This window comes from Bradyrhizobium sp. (genome assembly GCF_027451485.1).
In the GTDB taxonomy this organism is placed as follows: Bacteria; Pseudomonadota; Alphaproteobacteria; order Rhizobiales; family Xanthobacteraceae; genus Bradyrhizobium.
Window position 1 is genome coordinate 17,456 of the sequence record NZ_DAIDJE010000180.1, and the last position, 21,023, is coordinate 38,478.

Annotated in this window: 20 protein-coding genes; 15 read left to right on the forward strand and 5 right to left on the reverse strand. The window is 62.0% G+C overall.

Features of this window, described 5'->3' with window-relative positions; all coding sequences use genetic code 11:
- Nucleotides 1–65: 65 nt before the first annotated feature.
- Nucleotides 66–1,727 (reverse strand): aminotransferase class III-fold pyridoxal phosphate-dependent enzyme, encoded by a 1,662-nt coding sequence (locus NEZ08_RS21915; RefSeq protein ID WP_298111712.1) that lies wholly within the window; start codon nt 1,725–1,727, stop codon nt 66–68.
- A 34-nt stretch (nt 1,728–1,761) separates the two neighbouring features.
- Here NEZ08_RS21915 and asd point away from each other — a divergent pair, with 34 nt between their 5' ends.
- On the forward strand, nt 1,762–2,628 hold the full coding sequence (gene asd / locus NEZ08_RS21920) for an archaetidylserine decarboxylase (RefSeq protein WP_298111714.1): 867 nt from the start codon (nt 1,762–1,764) through the stop codon (nt 2,626–2,628).
- Nucleotides 2,629–2,704: 76 nt separating this feature from the next.
- Here asd and NEZ08_RS21925 read toward each other — a convergent pair whose 3' ends face one another.
- On the reverse strand, nt 2,705–3,889 hold the full coding sequence (locus NEZ08_RS21925; RefSeq protein ID WP_298111717.1) for a FecR domain-containing protein: 1,185 nt from the start codon (nt 3,887–3,889) through the stop codon (nt 2,705–2,707).
- Nucleotides 3,890–4,446: 557 nt separating this feature from the next.
- On the opposite strand from NEZ08_RS21925, the gene NEZ08_RS21930 reads away from it, so the two are divergent.
- From NEZ08_RS21930 to NEZ08_RS21960, 7 genes are all read left to right on the forward strand, one after another.
- A complete protein-coding gene (locus NEZ08_RS21930; protein WP_298111719.1) occupies nt 4,447–5,727 on the forward strand; it encodes an extensin family protein in 1,281 nt (426 codons plus the stop codon).
- A gap of 215 nt (nt 5,728–5,942) precedes the next feature.
- Nucleotides 5,943–7,196 (forward strand): acyltransferase family protein, encoded by a 1,254-nt coding sequence (locus NEZ08_RS21935; RefSeq protein WP_298111722.1) that lies wholly within the window; start codon nt 5,943–5,945, stop codon nt 7,194–7,196.
- Between the two features lie 10 nt (nt 7,197–7,206).
- Complete coding sequence (locus tag NEZ08_RS21940) at nt 7,207–8,343, forward strand: FtsX-like permease family protein (protein ID WP_298111724.1); 1,137 nt, start codon at nt 7,207–7,209, stop codon at nt 8,341–8,343.
- Nucleotides 8,340–9,071: an ABC transporter ATP-binding protein gene (locus NEZ08_RS21945; RefSeq protein WP_298111726.1), complete on the forward strand. Its 732-nt coding sequence runs from the start codon at nt 8,340–8,342 to the stop codon at nt 9,069–9,071. The genes NEZ08_RS21940 and NEZ08_RS21945 overlap by 4 nt, the downstream gene beginning before the upstream one ends.
- A 375-nt stretch (nt 9,072–9,446) precedes the next feature.
- Nucleotides 9,447–9,746 (forward strand): PilZ domain-containing protein, encoded by a 300-nt coding sequence (locus NEZ08_RS21950; RefSeq protein ID WP_298111730.1) that lies wholly within the window; start codon nt 9,447–9,449, stop codon nt 9,744–9,746.
- Nucleotides 9,747–10,004 carry a hypothetical protein gene (locus NEZ08_RS21955; protein WP_298111732.1) on the forward strand — a complete coding sequence of 86 codons (258 nt, stop codon included), beginning with the start codon at nt 9,747–9,749 and terminating at the stop codon, nt 10,002–10,004. It begins immediately after the preceding gene.
- A gap of 189 nt (nt 10,005–10,193) precedes the next feature.
- Nucleotides 10,194–11,282 (forward strand): DUF2336 domain-containing protein, encoded by a 1,089-nt coding sequence (locus NEZ08_RS21960; RefSeq protein WP_298111734.1) that lies wholly within the window; start codon nt 10,194–10,196, stop codon nt 11,280–11,282.
- A 26-nt stretch (nt 11,283–11,308) separates the two neighbouring features.
- Here the strand turns inward: NEZ08_RS21960 and NEZ08_RS21965 are convergent, their stop codons facing one another.
- Nucleotides 11,309–12,361, reverse strand: a complete 1,053-nt coding sequence (locus tag NEZ08_RS21965; RefSeq protein ID WP_298111737.1) for a DUF2336 domain-containing protein — start codon at nt 12,359–12,361, stop codon at nt 11,309–11,311.
- A gap of 550 nt (nt 12,362–12,911) precedes the next feature.
- Here NEZ08_RS21965 and NEZ08_RS21970 point away from each other — a divergent pair.
- The 3 genes from NEZ08_RS21970 to NEZ08_RS21980 all read left to right on the forward strand — a co-directional run bounded on the left by NEZ08_RS21970 (nt 12,912) and on the right by NEZ08_RS21980 (nt 14,627).
- On the forward strand, nt 12,912–13,244 hold the full coding sequence (locus NEZ08_RS21970) for a tripartite tricarboxylate transporter substrate binding protein (RefSeq protein WP_298111740.1): 333 nt from the start codon (nt 12,912–12,914) through the stop codon (nt 13,242–13,244).
- 433 nt (nt 13,245–13,677) lie between these two features.
- The gene (locus NEZ08_RS21975; protein ID WP_298111743.1) at nt 13,678–14,274 is read left to right on the forward strand and encodes a hypothetical protein; all 597 of its coding nucleotides are present in this window, start codon (nt 13,678–13,680) and stop codon (nt 14,272–14,274) included.
- Between the two features lie 200 nt (nt 14,275–14,474).
- Entirely contained in the window at nt 14,475–14,627 is a 153-nt protein-coding gene (locus tag NEZ08_RS21980; protein WP_298111747.1) for a hypothetical protein, read from the forward strand.
- 23 nt (nt 14,628–14,650) lie between these two features.
- Here NEZ08_RS21980 and NEZ08_RS21985 read toward each other — a convergent pair whose 3' ends face one another.
- The gene (locus tag NEZ08_RS21985; RefSeq protein WP_298111749.1) at nt 14,651–15,700 is read right to left on the reverse strand and encodes a serine hydrolase; all 1,050 of its coding nucleotides are present in this window, start codon (nt 15,698–15,700) and stop codon (nt 14,651–14,653) included.
- Between the two features lie 316 nt (nt 15,701–16,016).
- Here NEZ08_RS21985 and NEZ08_RS21990 point away from each other — a divergent pair, with 316 nt between their 5' ends.
- Together NEZ08_RS21990 and NEZ08_RS21995 are read left to right on the forward strand one after the other, a co-directional pair.
- The gene (locus NEZ08_RS21990) at nt 16,017–17,186 is read left to right on the forward strand and encodes a CynX/NimT family MFS transporter (RefSeq protein WP_298111752.1); all 1,170 of its coding nucleotides are present in this window, start codon (nt 16,017–16,019) and stop codon (nt 17,184–17,186) included.
- A 343-nt stretch (nt 17,187–17,529) separates the two neighbouring features.
- The gene (locus tag NEZ08_RS21995; RefSeq protein ID WP_298111755.1) at nt 17,530–18,396 is read left to right on the forward strand and encodes a hypothetical protein; all 867 of its coding nucleotides are present in this window, start codon (nt 17,530–17,532) and stop codon (nt 18,394–18,396) included.
- 74 nt (nt 18,397–18,470) lie between these two features.
- Here the strand turns inward: NEZ08_RS21995 and NEZ08_RS22000 are convergent, their stop codons facing one another.
- Entirely contained in the window at nt 18,471–19,757 is a 1,287-nt protein-coding gene (locus NEZ08_RS22000; protein WP_298111758.1) for an MFS transporter, read from the reverse strand.
- A 314-nt stretch (nt 19,758–20,071) separates the two neighbouring features.
- On the opposite strand from NEZ08_RS22000, the gene NEZ08_RS22005 reads away from it, so the two are divergent.
- Nucleotides 20,072–20,401: a monooxygenase gene (locus NEZ08_RS22005; RefSeq protein ID WP_298111762.1), complete on the forward strand. Its 330-nt coding sequence runs from the start codon at nt 20,072–20,074 to the stop codon at nt 20,399–20,401.
- A gap of 2 nt (nt 20,402–20,403) precedes the next feature.
- The coding region (locus tag NEZ08_RS22010) for a cupin domain-containing protein (RefSeq protein ID WP_298111764.1) at nt 20,404–21,023 on the forward strand (620 nt) is incomplete at its 3' end.

The following is a 21,023-nucleotide window of genomic DNA, read 5'->3' on the forward strand; positions in this document are numbered from 1 at the left end:
TTGCGGCAGTAACGAGGTGGATGCCCCGCAGGAGGCCGGGGGTGACGCAGCGCAAGACGCAAGCCTCAGCGCCCGAACCTGCTCTTCAGCATTTCCTTGAGAATCTGGCGGCGGATGCCTTTGTTGGTAAGCGTTGGCGGGTGCCACCACCAGCCGTCTCGCTTCATCTTCTCTGCAGCCGCAATGAAGCGCTGCTCCACCTCGGCAAAATCGGCGTCGCTGAAGTTCAGGCTGAAGATGAATCGACCGCTACCGACCCAGCTCAGCGCGAGACCCTCGGCGCGCAGGTAAAACTGGAACATCCAGTTGTAGCGGGACGGCTCGGTATATTGCACCGTCCACACCGAAGACAGGTTGGCGACGCGCACGGGCAGGTCTTCCGCCTTGCACCGCGCATTCAGCGCGGCGGCGCGGCCGTTCCACGTCGTATCCAATCCGTCATAGATGCTTCGGAAGTTCGGGCTTGCGAGTCGCGACAGGAACTCGTCCATCGCCGTCATGACGTACGGATGCGAGTTAAAGGTGCCGCGGGCGAAGCAAATGTCGGCGGGATGATCGTCGCGGAAGCGGCGCATCAGCTCCTTCTTGCCGCAGACGACCCCAATGGGCAGACCGCCGGCCAGACTCTTGCCGTAGGTCACCATGTCGGCGCGTACGCCAAAATATTCCTGCGCGCCGCCCGCGGCGATGCGAAAGCCGAGAAACACCTCGTCGAAGATCAAAACGATGCCGGCCTCGCTGCAGACCTTGCGCAGCTCTTTCAGCCAGGCGGTATAGGCTTGCCGGTCGAAATGCGCAGTTCGCGAGGAATCGACCAGCGCAGAGTCGCCGGGCGCGTTCGCATTCGGATGCAGCGCTTGCAGCGGGTTGACGAGCACGCAGGCGATGTCACGGCGCGTTCTCAAAACATGCAGCGTCCTCTCCGACATCTCGGCCAGCGTATAGGTCTCGTGCGGCGAAACCGGGTTGCCCACGCCGGGCTGCACGTCGCCCCACCAGCCGTGATAGGCGCCGGTGAAGCGAACCAGATGCGTGCGACTGGTGTGATAGCGCGCAAGCCGCACCGCCTGCATCACGGCTTCGGTACCGGACATGTGGAAGGAGACCTCGTCGAGCCCGGAGATTTCGCAGATGCGCCTGACGTTCTCGGCGACCACAGGATGATAGCTGCCGAGCACGGGGCCGAGCGCATGGGCGCGCTTCTGGCCTTCGGCGATGCACTCCTTGTAGAAGTCGTTGCCGAAGACGTTGACGCCGTACGAGCCGGTGAGGTCGTAAAACACGTTGCCGTCGACGTCCGTGACGGTGACGCCGGACGACTTTTCCATGAACGCCGAAGTGCCGAGGTTTTGCTGCACGAGGCGGGAGAACTGGAACGGTACGCGATAGGCGCGCGTGAACTGCAGGTCGGAGATCTGGCTCGCCGCCTCCGCCGTCAGCTGGCGTCCCTTGGCGTAGCGCTCGGCATAAAGTTTCGCCAGCGCGAAGAAGGCGCTCTTGCGCCGGTTGGCGATCTCGTCCGGCGCGCCGTCCGCGGCAAAATACCGGTCGCCGGAAAATTCGTAGAACGGAAGAAGCCGCGCCACGCGCCGCGACATCTTGGAGTGTCCGGTCAGGGAGCGGTGCTTGGCGCGCGACAATTCGAGCCGCGCCTTGATTTTGGGGAACGCGGCTGCGCCGGCCACCACTGCTGCGGACAGCGAGAGAATCGGGAGAGACGAATCCATGCCAGAAGCGCTAGCCGGTCGATCTAACAGATTCATGACAGTCAAAGGCCTGGTCACGGCGCTGACGGAGCAGGAGGATCTCAATTTCCTTCTGACCAACCGGATTCCGCGCGCCGCCGCCACCCGATTCATGGGCTGGTTCAGCAAAATCGAGAGCCCGTCACTTTGCGCCGCCTCGATCGCGCTCTGGCGGCTGTTTTCCGACCTCGATCTGTCTGAGTCCAAAAAGACCGCGTTCAAAAGCCTGCACGATTGCTTCACGCGCGAGCTCAAGGAAGGCGTGCGCCCGTTCGATCCCGATCCGCACGTCGTCGCAAGCCCGAGCGATGCCATCGTCGGCGCGCACGGCGCGATCGAAAACACGGAGCTGTTCCAGATCAAGGGTGCGAATTATTCGCTGCTTGATTTGCTGGCGGATGACCGCCTGGTCGAGACTCACCGCAACGGCCGCTTCGTCACCCTGCGGCTGACCTCAAGCATGTATCACCGCTTCCATGCCCCGGCCGATTTCCGCATTGAGCGCGTCACTTTCATCAGCGGCGACACCTGGAACGTCAATCCAATCGCGCTCAAGCGCGTCGAAAAGCTGTTCTGCAAGAACGAGCGCGCGGTGATCGAGGCGCATCTTGCTTCCGGCGAGGCGCTGACGCTGGTGCCGGTCGCCGCCATCCTGGTGGCAAGTCTGAGACTTCACTGCATCGACCGCACGCTGAACGCGCAAACGCGCGGGGCCACTGTCTATCCCTGCGATGCGCAAGTCCACAAAGGCGACGAGCTCGGCTGGTTTGAACACGGCTCGACCATCATCGTGCTGACGCCGGATCGTTTCGAATTTTGTCCAAACATACGTGAGGGCGCGCGCATCCTGGCCGGCCAGCCGCTTCTGCGAAGGGGGGGATGATTCAAGCAACTTGCTCTTCCTCGTTCTGAGGCATCGGCCGTAGCGACACCTCTCGAAGGACGGCGTCAGGAAAAAGTTAGCGTCGCCGCTCCTTCGGCGGCTTCCGTGGCGGCTGGGGACGGCGCGGCACGGCCCCCTGACGCAGGGCCGGAGCCTTGGGCCGTTGCAGGCCAGGTTGCTGTGGCCGCCCCTGTTCGGTCGCGCGGTTGGGCTGACCCGACCGGCCTTGTTGACCGCTGCGGTTGGGGACACCGGGTTCGCGGCTGCCGCGCTGTTGCAGGTTGTTCTGCCGTTGCTCGCCGGGCCGATTTGGCGCATTGCGCAGGTTGTTGTTTCGGTTCGGATTGGCTCGCCGCAGCGCGCGTTGTTCATTGACGATCCGGCGGCCGACGTTCTGCGCCGCGTGCACCTGGCGCACGATGCCCTGATCACGCGCCGCCTGTCGGGGCGAAATCGTCAGCGGCGTCGCGCTGATGCGCCCGCCGGCGCCGGCACGCAGGGTGAAGCCGCTCGCGCCCTGCGTGAGTGTGCCAAGCCGCACGCCGTTGCGATCGGCTACCTCGATGGTGCCAACATGGCCGTCCGGATCGGGATAGAGCTTGATATTGTGGGCGCCATTGCCGGCGCCATTGACCTCGACGAGACCGGTGGTCCCGCGAATGCCCAACGTTGCGGTCGGCGTCGCAATCTTCATGTTGCCGGTCCGGGCGACGGCGGAGGCAACAAAGGCAACGGTACCCTTGGTGATGTCGAACAGCGCCGAATTCCGCGGCCCGCCGTCCTGATAGACGAAATCATCGACCTTGATCGAGGCGTTGGCGGTGAGGTTGAAGGTCGTTGCGTCGTTGAATGTCACACCGAGCGCGGAATCAGCAAACGTCACCAAGACGTCGTTGAGATAGATATCGTCCTTCAGCTTGAGCGGAAGCGTGTTCTGGTTGCGAATGACGCTCGCCGTGCCGGTGAGCGTCGCGACATTGCCGATCGGCTCGTCCGATGCCGCGCCGGGGGCGGATGCAGCGGCCGGGGCAGGCGAGGGCGCAGGTGGAGGTGCCGCGGAAGGCTGCGACTGCGCCAAACGGGCATCGGCGCGGATCGTCGTCGTCAACGGTAAAAAAATGTCGACGTCCGTGGTATCCGGCGCGGGATAGGCCATCGCCGGGCCGGCCAGCAGGAGACTTGCCAGCAACGCGAGCACTCTTGACGACTTTTGCGCCGCGCTGAGCCCGCGATCCCGCGACGGCGTCGATGAAAGATGCATGAATGGAGAATCCGCCTGCCCAAGGACACACTTTGCCGATCGAGTTCTCGCCCGGCAAGAATGAGCTTCGCCGATTGAGGCTGGAATCGGCTGAACGCGGCATGAACGTCGGTGCCGGGAATCCCCTGGTCCTAGGCAGTTCGCTACGGGCGATCATGCGATCGCGGTCGTGAAGGCAGAGCGAAGGAAAAGCCGGCGGTTTTGCGCCGCCGGCTTTTCAAACCATTCGATGTTAACAAGGTTGGCTAGAAGATGCCCAGCACGATCGCGCCGACGAAGGCAAAGGCGAGATATGCGGTCACCACGCTTAGCTGACTGACGAAAGGACGAAGGGCCATTTGATGCTCCAAGACGCTGATGCTCCAGAGGTCGCTTCGAAGTCACGTAAGCTCAACCGCCGTAAACGTGGAAGCTAGCGATCCGTTCCATGACAAAAAAGTCAGAGTTGCTGTCCGTGCACCGCACTGCCGCCGCGCAGCACCGCCGGTAACGTGGTTAAAGAGTCGTGAAATCAAGACGTTGATGAGTCCTTAAATAAATTCGTTGAAGTTCTCCGCATGGCGCGCGGAGTTAGTTGGTATCTCGTCGGCTCCTTCGTCCTTGTATCGTTGGCAGGTTGCGGCCGCGGATTTTTTTTCGAGGAACGCGAGCCGTGGCGGGGCGAGGCCGAAGTTGCATGCCTGAAATCCGGCGCGGTCAAGGAAGGACCGGACATCGTCCGGATCAGTCCGATTTCGGGCCCCGGCGCGTGCGGCGCAGATTTCCCGCTGAAGGTTTCCGCAATTGGCGAAGGCACCTCGACATTCGGCTTTGCTGACGAGGACCTCCGCCCGCCGGCCATGATCGGCAACCAGCCGCGCTGGCCCGCCGGGCAACCACCTTCGCCGCCGTCGTCTTATTATCAGCAGCAGCAATACGGCGCGCCAAACTCCGCCGGAGCGGGCTATGGCGCGGGCGGTTACGGAACGCCGTCGGGGCCGGTTTCCCTGCGTGCGCCCGGCGTGGCAGCGGAGCAGAACGAAATCCGCCTGCCGAGCGAAGCGCCGCCGGGCTGGCAGGTTGGGCCATCATCGCCTTACGCGCCGCCGGCCGCTTACCCGCGTGACAACCCGGCCTATCCGCATGAGAATTATGCGGCGCCCTCGCAAGTTCCCGCGTCTCCGCAGCCTTCCTATTCTTCTTATCCGCGGTACCAGCAGCCCGCTTATCAGCCGCCCCCGCGGCTGGGTCCGGGACCGATGCAGCCCGCTGTCGCTGGCCCCGTCGAGGTCAAGCCGGCCGCGACACTCGCATGTCCGATCGTCTCGGTGCTGGATCACTGGTTCGCCGACACGGTGCAGCCGGCGGCGCAACGCTGGTTCGGGCAGCGCGTTGTCGAGATCAAGCAGATCTCCGCCTATTCCTGCCGCGGCATGAACGGCAATCCCAACGCTCACATTTCCGAACACGCCTTCGGCAACGCGCTCGACATCGCCGCCTTTACCTTCGCCGACGGACGCCGCGTCACGGTGAAAGACGGCTGGCACGGGCTGCCGGAAGAGCAGGGTTTTCTGCGCGATGTCGAAGCCGGCGCATGCCAGCAATTCACCACCGTCCTTGCGCCCGGCTCCAACGCCTATCACTACGATCATATCCACGTGGACCTGATGCGCCGGGCCTCGCGGCGTCTGATCTGCGAGCCGGCCGCGGTTTCCGGCGAGGAAGTCGCCGCGCGCGCCATGCGTCGCAACCCCTATGCCGCGCGTGAGCCGCCAGTCACGGGATCGCTCGGCAGGACGGCCTCCTCGCGCAAGCACCGCGCGAAGGTCGACGAGGAAGATGAGTTCGAAGACGAATAGGAGGCGCCGTCTTGTCGGCGAGGCGACCTGCCCGCCGAAATGCCACGGGGAGGGCGAAAGCTGTCCGGTGGGCCGGACGGATCTCCGCGCCTCAGGCCGGTCACAGCTCAGTCCCGGCTTCGCCCATCTACCGGCTTGCCAGAATCGCAGTTGGAACCAAGAGTGCGGTTTCCCGGTTGGCATTCCAGCACCTGAAGCTATCTTGCCGTGGCGTCATGAATTCGAACGTAAATGTGCCGTTCAGCAATCTGCGCGCGGTGGTCATTCTGATTGTGGTCGCCTTTCATTCGGCGTTGCCCTACCTCGCATCGCAACCGGCGCAACCCTTTGCCTTTGACGCCGCACCCTATCGCTGGATTGCCTTTCCGATCATCGATCAGCAGCGCTGGTTCGGCTTCGATCTGTTCTGCGCCTGGCAGGACATCAGCCTGATGCCGCTGATGTTTTTTCTTGCCGGCCTGTTTGCGCCGGCAAGCCTTGGGCGCAAAGGCGCCATTCGCTATCTCGCCGACCGATGGTGGCGAATCGGCCTTCCCTTCGTTCTGGCGGTCGCGATCCTGAGCCCGCTTGCCTATTATGCCTCGTATCGCCTCACCGCCGTCGACCCATCGCTATCGGCCTTCTGGCAGCACTGGCGCGAGCTTCCGATGTGGCCCTCGGGCCCGCAATGGTTCTTGTGGCAGGTGTTCGTGCTGGGCGCGCTGGCATCCGCTCTTTACGGATTCGCGCCCCACTGGGGGGAGGCCTTGAGCCGATGGGCCGGGCGGCTCAGCGAGCGGCCGCTCCTGTTCTTCGCTTGGCTCGTCGGCATGTCGGCGCTCGCCTACATTCCGCTCGCCATGATCTTTACGCCCTGGGCCTGGAGCAATGTCGGGCCGATCTCGTTTCAATATTCTCGTCCCTTGCACTACCTCGTTTATTTCTTTGCGGGTTTTGCCATCGGCGCCTATGGGTGTGACCGCAGTCTGCTGCGCGTCGACGGGCCCGTCGCAAGGTATTGGCTCGCCTGGCTTGCGGGCGCGGTGATCTGCATGGGCGCGTGGGGCGGCCTGACATCGCTGACGCTGCCGGACTGGAACGCCAGTCCGCTGGTTGACAGGCTGGCGGCCGCGGCAGCCTTCCCTTTTGCCAGTGCGGCGGGCGTGATGGCCTATCTCGGAATGGGCCTGCGGCTGTTGCGCGCGCGCGACCGGCTGCTCGATAGCCTTTCGGCGAATGCCTATGGCATCTATCTCGTGCATTATGTCTTCGTCCTGTGGGTCGGATATGCGCTGGTCGGCGAGCCGCTGAACGCGGTTTTCAAGATGATCATCGTTTCTTCGGCGGCTTTGCTGCTAAGCTGGACGACAGTTGCGGGTGCGAGGGCGATCATCGGAATGCCATTCAGGCGAGCCGGCAAAGCTCGCGCGCGGCGGTATTCCGCCATTCCCGTGACCGCGCGGTCGCTGACCAGATACGATGAGGGATGAGGTCCGCTAGATGTCTCTGGTCATGACGCTTGCCACGCGCAATCTCCTCCACGACCGCCTGCGCTTCGTCGCGACCCTGATCGGGATCGTATTTTCGGTGGTGCTGGTGATGATCCAGATGGGCCTTTATTTCGGCTTCGGTCACATGGTTACGACCATGATCGATCATGCCAATGCCGACCTCTGGGTGCTGCCCAAGGGCGCCAAATCTTTCGAGGATCCCTCGCTGCTCGAGGTGAAGCTGCGCGACAAGGTCGCTTCCGTGAACGGCGTTGCCTCCGTAGTGCCTCTGGTAATCGGTTTTTCGGATTGGCGGATCGAATCCGGCGAGGTTACGCCGGTCTTCATTGTAGGCGTTGATCTCAAGGCCGATGCCTTGCGGCCCTGGAATGTGGTCGAAGGCGACGTTCGCGCGCTCTCGCAATGGGGCACGGTGGCGGTCGACCGCACCTATTTCGGCCGGCTCGGCATCAAGAAGCTCGGCGATACCGCGGAAATTCGTGGCCATAAGGTCAAGGTCGCTGCGCTGACGGACGGCATCCGATCGTTCACAACCACGCCCTATGTCTTTGTCGATCAGAAAGAGGCGCGCTTCTACACCGGCACGTTTCCAAGCAAGGCCAGCGACCTGATCATTCGCCTCAAGCCGGATGCGGATCGCGCCAAGGTGATCCAGGATATCCGCGATCGTATCGGCGGCGACACGGAGGTGCTGACGACGAATGAATTCCGCAACCGCAGCCGCTCGTTCTGGCTGTTCGGCACCGGCGCCGGCGCGGCGCTGTTTGCCGGCGCCATTCTCGGGGTGATCGTCGGCACGGTGATCGTAGCCCAAACGCTCTATTCCTCGACCAAGGATCACCTGAGCGAGTTCGCGACGCTGCGCGCGATGGGCTCGTCGAACAACTACATCTACAGCGTCATCATCTATCAGGCGCTGCTTAACGCGGTGATCGGCTTCATCATTGCCGGTGCGATCGGATACGTGGTGGTCAGGGCGACCGAACGAAGCGCGCTTCCGATCATGATTTCGCCGTGGCTGGTCGCCGCGCTGCTCCTTCTCACGATCGTGATGTGCGTGGTTTCCGGCATCGTCGCCATCATCCGCGTCGTCCGCATCGATCCTGCCTCGGTTTTCATGCGATGAACGAGATCATCATCGAAGCCAAAGCGATCAAAAAAACGCTGGGCCGTGGCGCTGGCGAAGTGCAGGCGTTGCGCGGCATCGATCTTGCCTTGCGCAAGGGTGAGCTGACGCTCCTGATGGGACCGTCAGGCAGCGGCAAAACCACGCTGCTTCTGATCCTGGGCTGCATGTTGACGCCCAGTTCGGGCACTGTGACCGTCTGTGGCACGACGACTTCCAATGCCGACAAGGAGGCTCTCGCCCGAATCCGGCGCGACCATATCGGCTTCGTATTCCAGTCCTACCATCTGTTCCCGACCATGACGGCCCGGCAGAATGTGCAGCTCGCGCTCGATATCCGCGGCCAGCACGGCAGGGACGCTGCACGAAAGTCACATGAAGCGCTTGGCTTGGTGGGACTTGAGAAGAGAGCCAGATCATTGCCGGACTCCTTGAGCGGCGGCGAGCAGCAGCGGGTTGCCATCGCCCGCGCCTTCGTCGCCAATCCCTCCGTCATCCTGGCCGACGAGCCGACCTCTGCGCTCGATGGCGAGAATGGCCGCGCCATTATGCGAATCCTTGCGGATATCGCTCACAAGCGAGACCGGGCTGTTCTGGTCGTCACCCACGATCCCCGCATCGTTTCGTTCGCTGATCGCATCATCAGGATCGAGGACGGTGTTCTGGCTGACGACAAATCCGAGGAAGGTGAACGGCTGCGCCTGCCGAAGACGGCCTCATGGCCGTGACGCACACGTGTTGCCGCTTCCCATTCGGGGCGCGCTCGCTCGATGTCGGCGAGCGTTGAAAAAAACGCCTAACGAAATCATAACGCTTACGATTTCTTAAGCGTTTAAACGCATGGTTGAAATTACACTACGTATATTCGAAAAGTAGTATTAATTTACCTCTCAATTGCGATGATTTGGGCCTCATCCCTGCAAAGCTCGGGAGCGCCGCGCGTGCACCGATTCAGAGCATCCACGCTGCTCTTCTCCGGCAGTGGCCGGTCGGTTTTTCCCGTGTTCCGGGCTTGGCCAATCGCTGTGCAATGTCAGCGTAACTCCGCAACGCCTCAATGGCGGTCCGGCTTTGCGAGGCTTCTCCTGACACGGTGACAACGCATGGGATGGAACAACCGAAAATCGGGCCGCGTGCAGTTTCAACGTCCCTTTCCCGTGATGCTGATGGGGGTCGATGGCACCTGGCAGCGCAATTGTGAGCTGCGCGACGCTTCGTCAACTGGCGCGCGGGTCGAAGTGAGCGGGACCACAGATGTCCTGAAGGCAAAGGAATTCTTCTTGGTTCTGTCGTCCACCGGCCTCGCATTCCGGCGTTGCGAACTGGTCTGGATTGATGGTTCGACCGTCGGCGTTCGATATCTGATCAACAAGCCCGACCGCAAAAAGACATCGCGCGCCTGAATGGAAAAGAACGCGACCGCGAACAAACCCCGCATCGAATTGGTTCGCTCGCGGACCGTTCCTTTCCTGGACGCTGAAACCCTGGCGTTCCGGACAGCACGCGAGGCGCTGTTTCGAACCGAGGACACTTTTATCCTCTATCTGTCGGACGGCCGACCGACTCCGGCTGTTGAAGAGCGTGTGATTAAGCTGAGCGCGCGCGAAGCGCTGATCTGGCTCAATGAAGGCGTTGAGGAGGCCGGATCGTTCTGGGATTGATTATCATCTTACCGCAGCACGAGCCGTGACAGGACGGAATTGCCGAAGCCGGACCTGCAATTAACCGGCCTGTAAGGGGCGGTTCCATATTCTTGCTCGTCTTCACGACGCCTCTCTCCCGGTCGAGTGAGGGAGATCGCGGCTTCGATCGTGATTTTGCAGACATAATGTATTGTAGACGAGGGTGCGATGCAGCCTGCTTCCATTATTGACGAGCTGGAGAACGCGGTAAGAAGTGGCTCTTCCGCCAAACGCATCGAAACGCTCCGCCAGGTTACCGATCTTTTCCTGCACGACGCCGAGCGCCTGAGTGAAGAGCAAGTCAAGGTTTTCGATGACGTGCTCTGCCATCTCGTGGCACGGGTTGAAGACAGGGTGAGGGCCGAACTTGGCGCCCGGCTCGCGCCGCTGGAGTGTGCTCCCGCGGGCGTGATTGAGCGCCTTGCCTGGGATGATCAGATAGCCGTGGCGGGGACGGTGCTGGCCACCTCCGCGGCTCTGACCGACCGCACGCTCGTGGACATCGCAAGGAGCAAGGGACAGGATCATCTGTTCGTTATTTCGGGGCGGGCTAACCTTCCGGAAGCCGTTACGGATGTGCTGGTGGAGCGGGGCGAGCGCCGAGTGATCCGGAAGCTTGCCGATAACGCCAGTGCCCGTTTCTCCGAGGATGGCTATCGCGGCATGGTCGCCCGTGCTGATTCCGACGATGAACTCACGGAAGTTCTCGGCCTGCGGACCGATCTGCCGCTCAAGTTTCTCCGCGATCTCCTGCAACGTGCAACCGAGGCCGTGCGGGCTCGTCTCCTGATCATCGCGCCGCCCGCGCTGCAGAATGAAATCAAGCGCGTGCTGGAGGCGATTGCCGATAGCGTAAAGGGCGAGCCTCAGGGCGGGCGAGATTACAGCCGTGCTGAAGCCATCGTGAGGCGGATGAAAGGCTTGAACGAGCTGAATGACTCCGCGATCGCCGCATTCGCGACGAATAAGAGGCTGGAGGAGGTTGCAGCCTCGCTTGGCATTCTCAACAACAGCGCGCCGACCGACATCATGATGAAGGTGCTGGAGGGGCCGCGCGCCGACCTCGTTCTGATTCCGTGCAAAGCGGCGGGGTTGATCTGGCCGACGGTCGAGGCGATTCTATGCAATCGGGCGCCCAGGCACCGCGTCGACGAAGCCACCTTGAAGCTTGCCGCCAGGGACTATGCAAAACTCTCTGGCGAAACAGCCGAACGGACCCTGCGGTTCTGGCAGCTTCACAACAAGATAGAAAAATAGCGCCGTTGGCTTTCGAAAGAGCAAAGCTAGAAGCGTACGGTGCGTTGCGCTGCCGACAGGCAAAACGACGAAAACGTTTCCTTGGCCTTTTCCAGTTCTGCGGCAGGGACGGGCGGCAGGCCAGGGCGATTCTTCACGATCATGCTGGTCGTTCCCCAGGTTAGCCTCGCGGCCTTGCAAGCAAGTACCAGGCCCTCGATCTTGTCGCCCGCGATCAAGGCGCGAATGACGTCGATCGGCGATCCCGTCAGCAGGGCGAGCGCCGCGGCAACCTCGACATATTCACGGGCAGCGGCGAACCTGTTCACAGTGGAGTCCCTCAGCTTGCCCTGGCGGCTGAGTTCGACCATCTGGGCCTGGACGCGCGCGAGATCAGACGGTTCGGGATCGGGCAGCCTGGTTGCAGCCCTGGAAGCAACCGTGTCTTCGATCTGATCCCGCATCACGCGAGGCCTGGCGGACAGCCGGCGCATGTGCGCATCTTCAACCTTCGCGTGGATTCCACGCTTGATCGGGCCGGGAATGTCAGCGCGGCGATCGAGTATTTCGGCGAGCCTTTCGTCGTTCTGTGCGAGTTCGGCGAGACGGGCCCAGCCGGCTTCAGAGATTTTCGCCCCCAGGTTTTCGGCAAGCGCGTGGTGAACCGCTGACCCACCGCGACCTATCAATGCATCGCTCAGCAAGGAATCGATCGGATGCCTGGCCGCAATCGCGAGATGGTGGGCGGGACCGCGCAATTGAATGACATCGAGCAGAATGGCCTGCGCCATGGCTCGGGACTTCAGGATTGGGGCCCACACCGCCTCGTTCTCGTCGAAGGCGAGCCGACGGCTCACTTGTGGCAAGGCGCACTTTGCTTCGGAGAGCTTCCGGCTCAGCATAGCCAAAGACGGCGTGTCGACGTGATCGATCAGCCGGATCAGGACGCGATCAAACAGATCGATCTTGGATGCCGACAGGCTTTCGATACTGCAAAGGAACAGCCTGGCAGTGCGGTCCAGAACGGAAGCCCAGCGCTCCGCAGGCCATCCGTCCTCTGCCTCCAACTCGGCTAGCAACTGCAATGTTGCTGTTTCCATCGCGTGCACTCTTGGGCTTGGAAAATTCGGGGCAGCTTTCGCCAGCCCAGCCAAGTCGAAATAGAATTTGTCCGTATCGGTCGAAAAATTTCTTCAGCGGCGAAGAGCCGACCCGACGGTGGATGCACCGCCGCGCCGTGTGCCAAAGCATACTGCCCGGTATGGTATCAGGAAGGTTCTATGATTTGATTAACGTTTGCCCGTTCGCGGGCGATCCGATGCATCTCGGCTCGCGGCCGATGATCCCGACGGGACGCTTTGGTCGTGACTGCGCCGGTTTGCCGAGAGCACCTTGCGGCGGTCGACCCGCGCTGCCACACTTTCCGTACGTCAGACGACGACCGCGCCGAACGGGTCAAGCGGGACGGATGGAGGAAACGATGAGGCTCGCTTCGAAGCTGTTCGTCGCGCTGCTGGTGCTGCTGGCGCCGCAAACGGCCCCGGCGCAATCGAGTTATCCGAACCGCCCTGTGAAAATCCTCGTCGGCTTCACGCCCGGCACCGCGCCGGACCTTGTGGCGCGCATCCTCGCCGACCGCTTCGCGGACGTGTGGGCACGCCCTTCGTCGTCGAGAATGTACCCGGCGCCGGCAGCAACATCGCGACCGCCCAGGTCGCCAAGGCCCCTGCCGACGGCTACACGCGTTTGATGGGCAGTAACTCGTCGCTCGTCATCAATCCGACCCTGTATGATACGCTGCCATTCGATCCGGTGAAGGACTTCGCGCCGATCTCGCAAGTCTTCATCGCCGCGAACGTGCTCGCGGTGCCCTCGGAACTGCCAATCAAGAGTGTCGCCGAGCGAACGTGCCATCGATCTGCAGAAAGTCGAGCGCGACCGAGTAGCGGCGAGCCGTCCCACCTGCTGTCCGACTCAAGCTAGTTGCATCAACAACGGCTCGCGGCAGTGTCGAAGATCGGACGCCGCTCAATCATTCCGCGCAGAGATTCAACACGAGCAAGAATCGAAGGCTTGGATGTCAAAGTTTTGTGAAATGTGAAATGGACGAGAGTGGCTTCGATAATCCCGACGCGACCGGGGCAATCGCTGAACCAACCCCACCCCGCCCAAAAAGTCCGATAGTATTAGGACCGAGAAGATGGTTTTCGTCGTTGGAACTCGGTCGTCAGGTTTCTTCGAGATCGAAACTCTCAAGACGCTCTATCAAGCCTATTGCGTGACGAATCCGAAGAGCGCGAGCTCGCGTTGAGTTAGATCAACGCGGCCTAGAGAGTGCAGCCTAGCGTCAACACAATTGATGCCAGGTCGCATCAAGACTCGAAATATCCCACAACGATGTCTAACGGAGACGACCATGAAGAGAACAGCTTTTGTTGTGCTCGGCGTGCTGCTGATCTCAGGATCGGTGGTCCAAATGGCGGCCGCATCGGAGCATCATCATTACCGTAGTAGCAAGGGCTACTTCGGCCGTGATATCTCGAAAATTCGAGGAAGCTACAATCAAGTCGGGCGGGACAGTGTCGAACCTCGATCGCGCGACCGCTTCGACCCCGCGGCTCCGCCCCGCGAGGGCCCAATGTTCAACCCCCCGGGGACGGCGGCCGCATCGGAGCATCATCATTACCGTAGTAGCAAGGCCTACTTCGGCTCGAAAATTCGAGGAAGCTACAATCAAGTTGGGCGGGACAGTGTCGAACCTCGATCACGCGACCACTTCGACCCCGCGGCTCCGCCCCGCGAGGGCCCGATGTTCAACCCCCCGGGGATGGCGGCCGCATCGGAGCATCATCATTCCCGTACTAGCAAGGCCTACTTCGGCCGTGACATCTCGAAAATTCGAGGAAGCTACAATCAAGTCGGGCGGGACAGTGTCGAACCTCGATCGCGCGACCGCTTCGACCCCGCGGCTCCGCGCCGCGAGGACCCGATGTTTAATCCCCCGGGCGGCTAGTCCTAAGCTGCTTTCGAGCAGACAAACTAAGCTACCCCACCCATCCGGGTGGGGTAGCAAATTCATAGCGAGGGCAAGGATTAATTGGGTTTAGTGCCCCTGGCCAGCGCCGGTTCGCCCTGTGCCCCATCCGACCTTCACCAGCCTGACCGGCACGCGATGACGAAGGGCTAGACCGTTGCCGCGTTCGGGAGACTGGCGTGTCTGCTCCGTTGTTGGTGCGTCGAGTGCTCAACGAACTCGACCTCGAGCCCGTCGGCAACACGCGCGACGAATTTGCCGCGGTTATCAGTAAAGAAATTCCCGAATGGGCCAAAGTGATCAGGGATGCCGGCATCAAGCTCGGCAATTAGGGACGTTAGCCCGCCCGGCAAATTCACGGCCCCGCTTGCCGCGCCAACTCCGGAAGCACGCGGTAGCGGGCAATTTCATGCGGGAAATTGCCGCGATTGGCGAGAAGGACGATGCCCAATCCGCTTGCCGGAACAAGCCCGACATAGGCTGATGCATTGTTGAGACCGGCCGGCTTGTCCACGATATTGACGCCGTCCAGATGCACGGTCTCCCAAGCCATCGCTTGTCCGAACTTCTCACTCACCTTGAACACCTCGCGCTGGGTCATCCGCAGCGCCTGCCGCAAATGCGGATCGATGGCCTCGCCGTCGACGCAGGCCGCAGCAAACTTGGCGAGATCCCTTGCCGTGGAAAACATCTGACCGGTACCGGAGAAATCGAAATAGCTTTGCTGGTTGCCCGGCGCTCCGATCGCGGTGCCGTCGTCGGAGTAGCCCTGCACGGTACGTTGCAACAGTTCCGGAGCCATCTGGGCACGATTGTCCGGCCCTCGCTCGGGAACGAATGTCTGGTTCATGCCGAGCGGTCTCAGGATGCGACTCCGTATAAGCTCTGCAATCGGACGATGATAGCGGCGCTCGAGCGCAAGCTGCAGAAGAACGTAGCCGGCGTGGGTGTAGGTGCGCTGCTTGCCGGGCTCCTCGTGCGACTGCGGCTTCCAGCCATTGAGCATGTCGAAGAATTGCTGCAGCGTGAACGAGCCGTCCGGCCAGGGCGGATGATCGGTCGGCAGCAAGATGCCCGAGGTGTGTGACGCCAGTTCACCCACGGTGATGCGCCTGACGTAATCGCCATGAAGCTCGGGGACATACTTGCCCGCCGGATCGTCCAAATTCAGTTCGCCATTGAGCACACCCAGAGCAACGAGGGTTGCCTCAAACGGCTTGCGCAGCGAAGCCAGGTTGAACAGCGTGTCGGATGTAACAGGGCGCTTGGTCGCCTGGTCGGCCAAGCCGTAATTGAAAAAGACCACATGGCCGGCGGTGTAAACCGCGACCGCGAGACCACCCGCACCTTTTGCCGCCTCCGAACCCAAATCCGTGGTTACGATCTGCCGTATCCTCGTATCCATGCCGGCATCCACGCCCCATGCCCATGTCAGCAAGGACAATGGGATAGCAAAGGCGATCAACAATGTTGTTCCGGCCTGCCGCCACGACAGTGAAGCTCGCGCCATTGATGACTCACTGGTGAATCGGCCTGCAGCCGACAGGCCACCGGGATCTTTTGAAAAGACGCGTGGCAAAACCAACCTTGTGACCCTTCAGGCGGTTCTTGATATGCGGGGCACGTGCTGGACGGCACCGTAAAGGACGTGCAAAAGGCTCCGTGCCGGCGTCGCATCAGCCGCGGATAAACAAGCCGGCAGAGGCCCGAAAGGTTTCCCAGTGGACAGATCGAACACCGCACGTGCGCCGTTTTTTTTGCTGTGGGCATGCGGCGCCTGCCTTCGTCTCACCGTATTGGCGGTCCCGCCGGTCATTTCCGTAATTCAGAAGGACCTCAATCTTTCAGGCACGGAAGTCGGGCTGCTGTCCGGCATACCCGTCGTCATATTTGCGATGTTCGCGGCGCCGGGATCGATCGTTATCGCTCGAATGGGCGTGCGCGGCGCGCTGGTCGGCGGTCTTTTGATTGCGGCAGCCGGAGGCATGCTCCGGGCAGGCGTGTCGGACGTCTGGCAGTTGTACCTCGCGACTATTTTCATGAGCGCCGGCATTGCCGTCATGCAGCCGGCGATGGCGGCCGCGGTGCGTGACTGGATACCGGATCGCTCGACCTTCGGCACGGCTGTTTACACCAATGGCTTGATCATGGGGGAGATCATCCCCGTGGCGACGATGCTGTCGCTGGTGCTGCCATTTTTCGATGGGAACTGGCGCCTGGCGCTGGGAGTATGGTCCTTGCCTTTGCTGGTCACCGCTGTTGCAGTTGGCGTGCTCTCCCGCACCAAAACGCCAGCCAAGGCGGCGCCGGTCCACTCGGGAGGCTGGCTGCCGAAGTTGGATCGCAAGCTGAACTGGCGCATCGGCCTGACTTTGGCGAGCACCACGAGCACCTATTTTTGCGTCAACGGTTTTTTGCCTTCGTTCCTGAACGGAAGCGGTCGCCACGATCTCATCGGCGCGGCCCTGACCGCTGCGAACATCGGACAGCTTCCTGCATCCTTCCTGCTGCTGCTGACGGCCGACCGGCTTCAGGGGAAACGATGGCCGATCCTGACGTTCGCGGCGATCTCTTCCGCCTGTGTGATCGGCATCATGTTTTCTGCGAGTGCGTGGACCGTATTCTGGGCGGGTCTCGCCGGCTTTTCACTCGGCGCGGCGCTGGTCTTGTCGTTGGCGCTGCCGCCGCTGCTCTGCAAGCCGAATGAAGTTGCCATGACCTCCGCCGCGGCATTTGCGATCGGTTACGGTTTTGCGATGCTGGTTTCGTTTCTCTCCGGCCTAGCATGGGACCTGGCGGGCCATGCGAGCGCCGCCTTCATCCCGATTTTGCTCGGTAGCCTGCCGATCTTCGTTGCCGTGCCGGCATTTGCACGTGCGAAAGAAGCCTAGCTGCGTGCTGCGCGCTCATTTCAAAAGCGCCTCACGGCACCTGCCGGGCTTGCAGAGAAGCCGCAGCAACTTCAAACCGTGAGCGCTGGGGCGCGGTTGCGAGCCTGCGGTGCAACAAACCAGCCGAATTTGCTTCGGTGCAACGCGGAACGCTTGCCGCTGGACCGAGTTCGGCCCTGCCGGATCGATAAAAGCTGTTCCTGCCAGGAACCTGTCAGAACCCGGCCGGTTCTATTGCCTGTCTCATCGTATCGGAGGCTCGCATGGATGGAATTATTTATCTGGTCGGTTTGATTGTGATCATCATGGCTATTCTTTCGTTCTTCGGCCTGCGGTGAGCGCAATGACGATCATCGAAACTCAAGCTGGCGATCGCGGATGGAGTCTGGCGTGGTCGCCGGTTGTGCTCGGCGCTTTCACCGCGTCGGCCGTATCGTCGATCCTGATTGCATTCGGAGCGGCCGTCGGTCTCGGCGTCAGTTCGGCATCGCCCACATGGCGCGATGCTTCGGTGGCGCTGTGGCTGCTTTCGGGAATTTTTCTGATTCTCGTAGCGCTGGTCAGCTTCGGATGCGGTGGCTATCTTGCCGGCCGGATCAGCCTGCCATCCGGCGCCGCGGTAGCCGAGGATATCGAACGCCGCGATGGTTGGCACGGCATCGCCTCGTGGGCTCTGGCTGTTATTCTGAGCGTGATCCTGGCAACGCTGATTGCTGCATCGGCCGCAAATCACACCAGCGTATTGACGGCACGACCCTCTTCGTCCGAGCCCGCCGTCCTGAGCTACGAGATCGATCATCTTCTTCGGGCGCCGCGGCGGCTGCCGAGCGCCGAACTGGAACCGGTTCGAGCCGAGGCAGGAAGGATTCTGCTGACATCTTCCAGTCATAGCGGCGTCAGCGCCGATGATCGCGCCTATCTGGTCCAGATGGTGACTGCCGTAACAGGCCTGAGCGGTGCGGATGCGGAGCGGCGGGTCGATACGATCATCGCAAACGCCAAGCGCGCGATCTCGCACGCGCGGGCAAGTGCGATCATCCTGGCGTTTTCGGTCGCTGCCAGTCTTCTCCTTGGCGCGATCGCGGCCTGGGCAGGAGCCGAGGCGGGCGGGCGGCATCGGGACGGCATGCCGCTTCCCGAATGGATGCAGCATAAGAGCCGCTTCAATCGTCGCCCGAACGCCTGGCAACGCTCGGCGCCGATCCCATAGGCCGTCGTCTGGCAGCGAGGACGGAAACCCGCGGTGATGATTCGGCGCCGAACCCGTACGGGCTTCTCACGTGCCTACTTCGCGAGCGGCCGTCCGGCGGTTTCCGGGGCCATCGCGATGAACGGCAGGCCCACGATGTAAATCGTCGAAAGCAGCGAGATCGCGAGCGGATAGCTTCCCGTCGCGGCGGCCAGCGTGCCGATCAGCGTCGGCCCCGCAGCCCCGAGAACGCGCCCCATGCTGAAGGCGAAGCCGGAGCCGGCGCCCCGCAGCGCCTGCGGAAACATCTCCGGCAGCCAGATGGTGAAGAGTCCGAACACGCCGTTGGTGAAGAAGCCGAGCACCGGCAGCAGGATCAAAAACAGCGTGAGGCTGTTCAGGTGGGCGATCGCGATCTCGTAGCTTGCGACGACCGAGAACAGCGAGCCGGCGAAGAACAGCACCGCAGTCCAACGCCGGCTGCCCAGCGCCGTCGTGATCCACGGCATCGACAGGCAGCCGATCATGGTTCCGACGTTGGTGATAAGACCAGCAACCGCGCCCATCCGCAGCGCGTCGGCTTGCGAGGAGCCGCTCTCGACCAGCTTGGTAATGATGACGGTCGGCGCCCAGAAGTTCGAAGACCAGAGGCCAAAGATGATGCAGGTCATCATCAGCGCCGCCGCCCAGCTGGTGCGCGCCTGGTTTTTCGCAAACAGCGCCGCGAATGTCGGCCGTACCTTCAGCGCGTGAGCCGGCTCGGGAATGTTGCTGCGCACATACACAATCAGAAGCGCCGGCAGAATGCCGAGGAAGAACATGCCGCGCCAGCCGAGGAAACTTCCGCCGATCAAGGTCACCAGCGCCGCGAGAAACAGACCCGTCGGCGTAGCGGTATGCAGCCAGCCGGCGAGGCGCACGCGCGTGTTTTCGGGCACCGATTCCTGCAGCAGCGGCGTGCCGGCGGCCCATTCCCCGCCGATGCCGAACCCGGCCGCAAAGCGGAACACAGCGAAGGTGACGATGCCGGTCGACAGGCCGCACAAGGCGGTGAAGACCGAATAGACCAGCACGGTCCAGCACATGATGCGCACCCGGCCGTATCGGTCCGCCGCCCATCCCCAGATCATCGAGCACGCCCAGCCGAGCATGAAGATCGAGAACAGAAGGCCGCCATAGACACCGATGTTGGCGCGGTTCGCCTCGATGCCGCTGGCCGGCAGCAGCTCAGTCAACGCGCTGACGAGAATGTAGCCGTACACGGCGGAATCGAAACCGTCGAGCATCCAGCCGAACCAGGTCGCCCAGAATACTTTCCGCGGCGATACGCCTGCCGGGGCTGCGATCTGTGCTGTGCTCGTCCCGGTCGCGGCCTCGGTCATGTGTCCTCCATGATCTTCTTGTTTCTTGGAAATTCCGACGGACGGGTTTACCGATCAGCCTGTCCGAAAGCAAACTGGAGCCGATGCCGACGTTTGCTGCATCGCCGCTCGATGCAGCGGCTGATCGCAAGTCGTTCAGCCGCAAGTCGTTCAGAAGTGTCATCGAGGAGGTGTTTGCGGCCGATATCCGCCGCCGCTTCCAAGGACCATCGGTGGACTGGCGCTGTCGTTCGCGCCGCTGTTGATCGTGTCGTTGCCCAAGATTAGCTTTCGTACCAACGGAGTTTTACTTTCGCAGGCTGGAGGAGAAAGACATGATCACCGAGATCGTCACGTTCGATATCCCGGACGGCATGACGCGGGAGGAGGTCGTGGCCAACTACCGGCGAAGCGCGCCGAGCTGGCGCGCCAACCCAGACCTCATCCGCAAAAACTATCTGTTCGACGGGCAGACACGCCGCGCCGGCGGTGTTTATCTCTGGCGCAGCATGGATGCTGCGCGCCGGGCGCGCGATACTGCCTGGCTCGACCGGGTCCGCAGCACCTATCGCAGCGAGCCGACGGTGCAGTATTTCGAGACGCCGCTGGTCGCAGACAACGCACTCGGCCAGACGATCAGCGACGGTGAACCAGGGGAGCTTTGACGATGCGCATCAATGACGACTTCACCCGTCCCGTCATCGTCCACGCCGCCCGGCAACAATGGGTCGCGAGCCCTGCACCGGGCGTCGAACGACGCATGCTGTTTCGTATCGGCGAAGAAAAGGCTCGTGCCACCTCGATCGTGCGGTATGCGCCGGCCAGCGCCTTTCCGCGTCATACCCACACCGGCGGCGAGGAATTCGTCGTCCTCGAAGGTGTGTTCCAGGACGAACACGGCGACTATCCCGCCGGCGCCTATGTCCGCAACCCGCCGGGTACCTCGCACGTACCCGCCTCGAAGGACGGCTGCACGATCTTCGTTCGGCTCTGGCTGTTTCGTGCCGATGACCGCGCCCAGACCGTGCGCCAGCCCGGCGAAGGAGAACGCGTCCCGCCGCGGGCCGGCGCAACGGCCGCAACAGTTCTATTCGACGACGGACACGAGGGAGTGCGGTTTGAAGAATGGCAGCCGGGAGCCAGCGTCACGGTCGAAAACATCAAGGGATTGGAGTTCCTCGTGCTTGATGGTGGTCTCACGGTGGGCGGCGAGATGCTTGAGCCGCAGGCCTGGGGCCGCCTGCCGGCCGGGATGGCTCTCCAGGCCGAGGTATCCGGCAGCGGAGC